The organism is Bradyrhizobium sp. (genome assembly GCF_019242285.1).
Classification (GTDB): domain Bacteria; phylum Pseudomonadota; class Alphaproteobacteria; order Rhizobiales; family Xanthobacteraceae; genus Bradyrhizobium.
Genome location: NZ_JAFAVV010000138.1, coordinates 1 through 6,500, shown reverse-complemented (window position 1 = coordinate 6,500; position 6,500 = coordinate 1). Strand labels below are relative to the sequence as shown.

Annotated in this window: 5 protein-coding genes and 1 pseudogene; 4 read left to right on the top strand and 2 right to left on the bottom strand. The window is 64.9% G+C overall.

Features of this window, described 5'->3' with window-relative positions; all coding sequences use genetic code 11:
• Positions 1 to 317: pseudogene (locus JOY90_RS04800) on the bottom strand (amidohydrolase/deacetylase family metallohydrolase); the annotation flags it as partial.
• 155 nt (positions 318 to 472) lie between these two features.
• Positions 473 to 2,083, bottom strand: coding sequence for an ABC transporter substrate-binding protein (locus tag JOY90_RS04795; protein ID WP_291690007.1), 1,611 nt, complete (start codon positions 2,081 to 2,083; stop codon positions 473 to 475).
• Positions 2,084 to 2,323: 240 nt separating this feature from the next.
• Here JOY90_RS04795 and JOY90_RS04790 point away from each other — a divergent pair, with 240 nt between their 5' ends.
• The 4 genes from JOY90_RS04790 (at position 2,324) to JOY90_RS04775 (ending at position 6,180) form a co-directional block, all read left to right on the top strand.
• The gene (locus tag JOY90_RS04790; protein WP_291690006.1) at positions 2,324 to 3,454 is read left to right on the top strand and encodes a M20/M25/M40 family metallo-hydrolase; all 1,131 of its coding nucleotides are present in this window, start codon (positions 2,324 to 2,326) and stop codon (positions 3,452 to 3,454) included.
• Between the two features lie 15 nt (positions 3,455 to 3,469).
• The gene (locus JOY90_RS04785) at positions 3,470 to 4,183 is read left to right on the top strand and encodes a DNA-3-methyladenine glycosylase I (protein ID WP_291690005.1); all 714 of its coding nucleotides are present in this window, start codon (positions 3,470 to 3,472) and stop codon (positions 4,181 to 4,183) included.
• 165 nt (positions 4,184 to 4,348) lie between these two features.
• Positions 4,349 to 5,290 (top strand): ABC transporter permease, encoded by a 942-nt coding sequence (locus JOY90_RS04780; protein WP_291690004.1) that lies wholly within the window; start codon positions 4,349 to 4,351, stop codon positions 5,288 to 5,290.
• Positions 5,290 to 6,180, top strand: coding sequence for an ABC transporter permease (locus JOY90_RS04775; protein ID WP_291690003.1), 891 nt, complete (start codon positions 5,290 to 5,292; stop codon positions 6,178 to 6,180). The genes JOY90_RS04780 and JOY90_RS04775 overlap by 1 nt, the downstream gene beginning before the upstream one ends.
• Positions 6,181 to 6,500: the final 320 nt, after the last annotated feature.

The window sequence follows — 6,500 nt, the reverse complement described above, 5'->3', positions numbered from 1 at the left end:
TGCTTTCGGAAGCCGGCGAAATTGCCGGGCCCGGCGCTACCGGTGTCGATTGCGGTGGTGACGCCCGAGCTACGGCAGAATTCTTCCGCATCGATGCCGAGCGAGGTGCCGCCCCAATAGACATGGGTGTGCAGGTCGATCAGTCCGGGCGTGACGATCAGGCCCGACACGTCGCGCATGTCGGTGGCCGGCTCCGCCTTGAGCAGAGTGCCGATCGCGGCGACCTTGCCGCCGGCGAAGGCGATGTCGGTCACCGCGTCGAGCTTCTGCGACGGATCGATCACGCGCCCGCCGCGCAGGATCAGGTCGAAAGCCATGGTCGTCCCCGTGTCAGGATGCGGCTCGTAGGGTGGGCAAAGCGACCACCCCACGGTGGCTCAACAAGCGAAGGCGGAAGCGTGCCCACCATCGCGATTCGATTGCCATGGACGGTGGGCACGGCGCTTCGCGCCTTAGCCCACCCTACAAGTCGCTACTCGCTCTTGTCGATGTTCCAGAAGATCGGCGTCGCCGGCCCGCCGAGCACGCCGGAGAGCGATTTTCGCCAGGCGCTCGGTGCGAGGTACTGGCCGAGCGGAACGTAGATCACCTGGTCGTAGAGCTCCTTCTGGGCTTCGCCGGCCAGCTTCTTCTGCTCCTCGGGCGAGGTCGCATGCGCGAACGCGTCGCGGATCTGCTCCATCCTGGCGTCCTCCGACCAGCCGAACCAGCCGCCATTCCTGCCCTTGCCGCCGATCGAATAGTTGACCACCGGGTTCATCACGTCGGCCGCGGCCCAGTTGGTGAAGAACATGTTCCAGCCGCCTTCGCTCACCGGCTTCTGGCTGGTGCGGCGGCTCACCACGGTCTGCCAGTCGGTCGCCTGCAGGTCGACCTTGAAGCCGGCCTCGCGCAACTGCTGCGCCACCACCACCGGCTGCGCCTTCAACGTGACGACGTCGCCCGGCGCCATGATCACAATCGGCGTGCCGTCATAGCCGGAGGCCGCGAGCTCCTTCTTCGCTTCGGCAAGGTTGCCGCCCTTGGTGAGATCGCCGACCCCGACATCGCTCGCCAGCGGCGTGCCGCAGACGAACACCGCACCGCAGACCTGGTAGTATTTGGGATCACCGACCAGCGCGTCGAGCACGTCCTTCTGGTGGATCGCAAGCAGCGCCGCGCGCCGGACCTTGACGTTATCGAACGGCGGCAGCAGGAAGTTCATCCGGCCCATGGTCACGAAGCCGAACTTGTTCAGCGTCTCGACCTTGAGATCGGGATGGGCCTCCAGCGCCGACAGCAGCTCGAACGGCGGGTTCTCGATGAAATCGATATCGCCGGACTGCAGCGCGTTCGCCGCGGTCTGCGCGTCCGCCATGGTGATCCACTCGACGCGGTCGACCTTGACCACCTTGCCGCCCGAGGTCCAGCTCGGCGGCTCCTTGCGCGGCACGTAGTCGGTGTTCCTCTCGAACACCGCTTTCACGCCGGGCTGGAATTCGGCCTTGACGAACTTGAAGGGGCCGGAGCCGATCTGCTCCGGGATCTGCTGGTTCGGCGGCGTCTCGGCGAGCCGCTTCGGCATCATGAACGGCACCACCGATGACGGCTTGCCGAGCGACTCCAGCACCAGGCCGTAGGGCTGTTTCAGCTTCAGCACGATCGTCCTGGGATCGGCGGCCTCGATAGCAGCAGTGTTCTCCATCAGCCGCTGGCCCATGCCGTCGACCTTGCCCCAGCGCTTCAGCGAGGCGACGCAGTCCTCCGCGGTGACCGCTGCGCCGTCATGCCATTTCAGCCCGTCGCGCAGCGTGAAGGTGTAGGTCAGCTTGTCGTCGGAGATCTTCCAGTCCGCCATCTGCGGCTGGATCTTGAAATTCTCATCGGTCGCCAGCAGCGTGTCGAACACCATGTAGCCGAAGTCGCGCTGGATGTAGGCGGTGGTCATCACCGGATCGAGGATGCGCAGGTCCGAATGCATCACCGCGCTGATGGTCTTGCCGGCGGCCGACGCCTGCGATGTCAAACATGTCGACAGCGCGAACGCCGACAAAGCGAGGCTCAACGCAACCCCGGGAAGCGCCCGGCGCGAAGGATGCGACATTCGTTCGTCTCCTGACGTGAAACTGGTCAAAACCCGATCATCGATTGTGCATGACGTCCGTTATTTGGGCGGACTAACACGCTGTAAAGGCAAGCTAATCGAGACTTGCACCAAGCGCCTGGCGCGTCAATCCGCGATTTGGACGCGCCTTCGCAAGCCCATCTGCGACCCTTTACAAATGCGTCGTCACACATTCTCGTAAGCCACGCCACCTGCCCCACGTGCAAAGTGAGAGACTGCATGAACCCCGCCAACCTTCCGTTTGATTCCGAGACCATGCTCGCAGGCCTGCGCGAATGGGTCGAGTGCGAGAGCCCGACCTGGGATGCCGCCGCGGTCGAGCGCATGCTCGACATCGCCGCGCGCGACATGGCGGTGATGGGCGCCAGCATCGAGCGCATCGCGGGACGACAGGGTTTTGCCGGTTGCGTCCGCGCCCGTTTCCCGCATCCGAAGCAGGGCAAGCCCGGTATCCTGATCGCGGGGCATTTCGACACCGTCCATCCGGTCGGCACTTTGGCAAAGCTGCCGTTCCGGCGCGATGGAGAAAAGTGCTACGGCCCCGGCATCTATGACATGAAAGGCGGCAGCTATCTGACGCTGGAAGCAATCCGCCAGCTCGCCCGCGCCGCCTTCACCACGCCATTGCCGGTCACGATGCTGTTCACCCCGGACGAAGAAGTCGGCACGCCTTCGACGCGCGACATCATCGAAGCGGAGGCGGCCCGCAACAAATACGTGCTGGTGCCCGAACCCGGCCGCGCCAACAACGGCGTCGTCACCGGCCGCTATGCCATCGCGCGCTTCAACCTGGAAGCGGTCGGCAAGCCGAGCCATGCCGGCGCCAACCTGTCCTCCGGCCGCTCCGCGATCCGCGAGATGGCGCGCCGCATCATCGAGATCGACGCCATGACCACCGAGGATTGCACCTACTCGGTCGGCATCGTGCATGGCGGGCAATGGGTCAATTGCGTCGCCACCACCTGCACCGGCGAGGCCTTGAGCATGGCCAAGCGCCAGCCCGATCTCGACCGCGGCGTAGAGCGGATGCTGGCGCTGTCGGGCACGGCCAACGACGTGACCTTCACGGTGACGCGCGGGGTGACACGGCCGGTGTGGGAGCCGAATGCCGGCACCATGACGCTCTATGAGAAGGCGCGGTCGCTCGCCAAGAATATCGGTATGGAGCTGCCGCATGCGAGCGCCGGCGGCGGCTCGGACGCGAATTTCACCGGCGCGATGGGCGTGCCGACACTGGACGGACTGGGCGCCCGCGGCGCCGACCCGCACACCCTCAACGAACATATCATCGTCGAAAGTCTCGCCGAGCGGGGCCGGCTCATGGCAGGATTGCTGGCGACGCTGGAATAGGTTCCTGGTGATCCCATGGCGAAGGCGCAGAGCAAGACGCGCACGATCCCCTTCAAGCCGATCCTGGCGCGCGCGGAGAAGCGCAAGGGCGGACCGGGCGGCCTGAAAAAGCTGCTGCCGGCGAAGCCGGACGCGAAGAAACTGACACGACTTTCGGACGATCGCATCCTTTCGGAGATGACGCAGCGGGTGTTCTCTGCGGGCTTCGCCTGGAGCGTGATCGAGGCAAAATGGCCGGGCTTCGAGCAAGCCTTCATGACCTTCGAGCCGGCCAAGCTGACGTTCCAGCCTGACGACTATTGGGACAGCCTCTTGAACGACGCCCGCATCGTCCGCAACGGCGCCAAGATCCACGCGGTCCGCGACAACGCCGCCTTCGTGCAGGCGATCGCGAGGGAGCACGGCGGCTTCGGCAAGTTCCTGGCGAGCTGGCCTTCCTCCGACCAGGTCGGGCTGCTCGACCTGCTCGCCAAGCGCGGCAGCCGGCTCGGCGGCAACACCGGGCAGATGTTCCTGCGCTTCGTCGGCTGGGACGGTTTTGTGACCTCGCAGGACGTGGTCGCCTGTCTGCGCGACGCAGGGCTCGATATTGCGGAGGAAGTCAAATCCAAGGGCGATCTCGCCAAGGTGCAGGCGCAGTTCAACGCCTGGGCGGAGGAAACCGGATTGCCCTATCTCCACTTGTCCCGCATCTGCGCGATGTCGGTCGGCGAGAACCGCTCGATGTGAATCTGGTCCTGCACCATTCTTGGGCGATGGCATGGGGCTTGCAAAACACCGCGCACCCGAAAGTGCGGCAGTCACGGAAGGTGAGCGTTGGGTAAAATGACGGATTTGCAGGGACATGCGAAAGCAATCACACGCTGGAAACCCTGGCCTTAGCTGAGACATCGGATGCTCGGATATCTGCTTCGCCGCATCCTCGCCGCCATTCCCGTGATGGGTGTGGTGGCGCTGTTCGTGTTCCTCCTGCTGCGGCTGACGCCGGGCGATCCCGCCGCGATCCTCGCCGGCGACAACGCGACCCCGGCGCAGCTCGACCGCATCCGCGCCTCGCTCGGCCTCGACGAGCCGCTCTACGTGCAGTTCGTCACCTGGGTCGGCAAGCTCCTGCATGGCGATCTCGGCGTCTCCCTGATCTCCAACGTGCCGGTCCTGCAGATGATCGGCCAGCGCGTCGAGCCGTCGATCTCGATTGCGCTGTCGACCATCATCCTTTCGGTCCTGGTCGCGGTGCCGCTCGGCGTGATCGCCGCCTGGAAGCACGGCACCTGGATCGACCGTTTCGTGATGGGCCTGTCCGTGCTCGGCTTCTCGGTGCCGGTGTTCGTGATCGGCTACATCCTGATCCAGTTGTTCGCGATCGACCTGCGCTGGCTCCCGGTGCAGGGCTTCAAGAGCATCACGGCGGGCTTCGGTCCCTTCTTCGAGCGCATCGTGCTGCCGACGCTGACCCTGTCCTTCATCTATGTCGCGCTGATCGCGCGGATGACGCGCGCCTCGATGCTCGACGTGATGGGTGAAGACTATGTCCGCACCGCGCGCGCCAAGGGCATCGGCGAGATCGCCGTGCTGCTGCGCCATGGCCTGCGCAATGCCGCCGTTCCCGTCATCACCGTGATCGGAAGCGGCTTTGCGCTCCTGATCTCCGGCGTCGTCGTCACCGAGAGCGTGTTCAACCTGCCGGGCATCGGCCGGCTGACCGTCGATGCCGTGCTGGCGCGCGACTATCCGGTGATCCAGGGCATGATCCTCGTGACCTCGCTGATCTATGTCGCAGTCAATCTGTTGATCGACCTCGCCTACACCCTGCTCGATCCGAGGATCAGGTACTGATGGCGATCGAAACCCTTCCAGAACCGACCCTGCCAATCACCCGACCGTTTCGGCTTCGGCTCGGCTTTCTGACATCGTCGCCGATCATCGCAACCGCCAGCGTCTGCCTTGTGTTGATCGTCGCGCTGTCGATCCTCGCGCCGTGGATCGCGCCGCATGATCCCATCCTGCTGACGCCGTCGCAGCGCCTGAAGCCGTCCAGCGCGCAATTCCTGCTCGGCACCGATTCCTATGGCCGCGATCTGTTGTCCCGCGTCATCTATGGCGGACGGATTTCGCTCCTGATCGGGCTCGGGGCCGCGGTCTGCGCGGTCGGGGTCGGGCTTGCAATCGGGCTGGTCTCCGGCTTCTTCAAATGGGTCGACGCCGTGATGATGCGCGTGATGGACGGGCTGATGGCGATCCCTTCGATCCTGCTCGCGATCGCCGTGGTCTCGCTGTCGGGCGCCAGCGTCATGACCGTGATGGTGGCGATCACCATCCCCGAGATCCCGCGCGTGGCGCGGCTGGTGCGCTCGGTCGTGCTCTCGGCGCGCGAGGAACCTTACGTCGAAGCCGCGATCTCGCTCGGCTCGAGCCTGCCGAAAATCATGTGGCGGCATTTGATGCCGAACACGATCGCCCCCCTCATCGTCCAGGGCACCTATGTCTGCGCCTCCGCGATCCTGACCGAGGCGATCCTGTCCTTCCTCGGCGCCGGCATCAGCCCGGAAACGCCGACCTGGGGCAACATCATGGCCGAGGGCCGGTCCTATTTCCTGGTCAAGCCGTCGCTGATCTTCTGGCCGGGCCTGCTGCTGTCGATCACGATCCTCGCCGTCAATCTGATCGGCGACGCGGCGCGCGACGCGCTCGATCCCCGCATGAAGCAGCGCGAGGCCACGAAGTGACGGCGTTGCGACCAGCGAAGGACCGTAGGATGAGTGGAGCGCAGCGATACCCATCGGCACCAGAACGGCGATTGATGCGTTTCGCAAGAGCTCAACCCATCCTGCGATCGTGCCGCATCGTGAGAACCGTAGGGTGGGCTAAGCGAAGCGTGCCCACCATGCCGAACAATGATGTCGATAGAGGGTGGGCACGGCGCTCGCGCGCCTTAGCCCACCCTACGGCCTTTCGCTCCAACCGAGCGATGACATGACCGCGGTCCTCGACATCCAGAATCTCGTCGTCGGTCTCGGCCATCGCACGCACGACCCGCGCATCATCG

What these genes read in the sequence shown, in the direction of transcription:
- JOY90_RS04775 (WP_291690003.1), top strand. Translation starts at nt 5,290, where the DNA reads ATGGCGATCGAAACCCTTCCAGAACCGACCCTGCCAATCACCCGACCG.
- JOY90_RS04795 (WP_291690007.1), bottom strand. Translation starts at nt 2,083, where the DNA reads ATGTCGCATCCTTCGCGCCGGGCGCTTCCCGGGGTTGCGTTGAGCCTC.
- JOY90_RS04780 (WP_291690004.1), top strand. Translation starts at nt 4,349, where the DNA reads ATGCTCGGATATCTGCTTCGCCGCATCCTCGCCGCCATTCCCGTGATG.
- JOY90_RS04790 (WP_291690006.1), top strand. Translation starts at nt 2,324, where the DNA reads ATGAACCCCGCCAACCTTCCGTTTGATTCCGAGACCATGCTCGCAGGC.
- JOY90_RS04785 (WP_291690005.1), top strand. Translation starts at nt 3,470, where the DNA reads ATGGCGAAGGCGCAGAGCAAGACGCGCACGATCCCCTTCAAGCCGATC.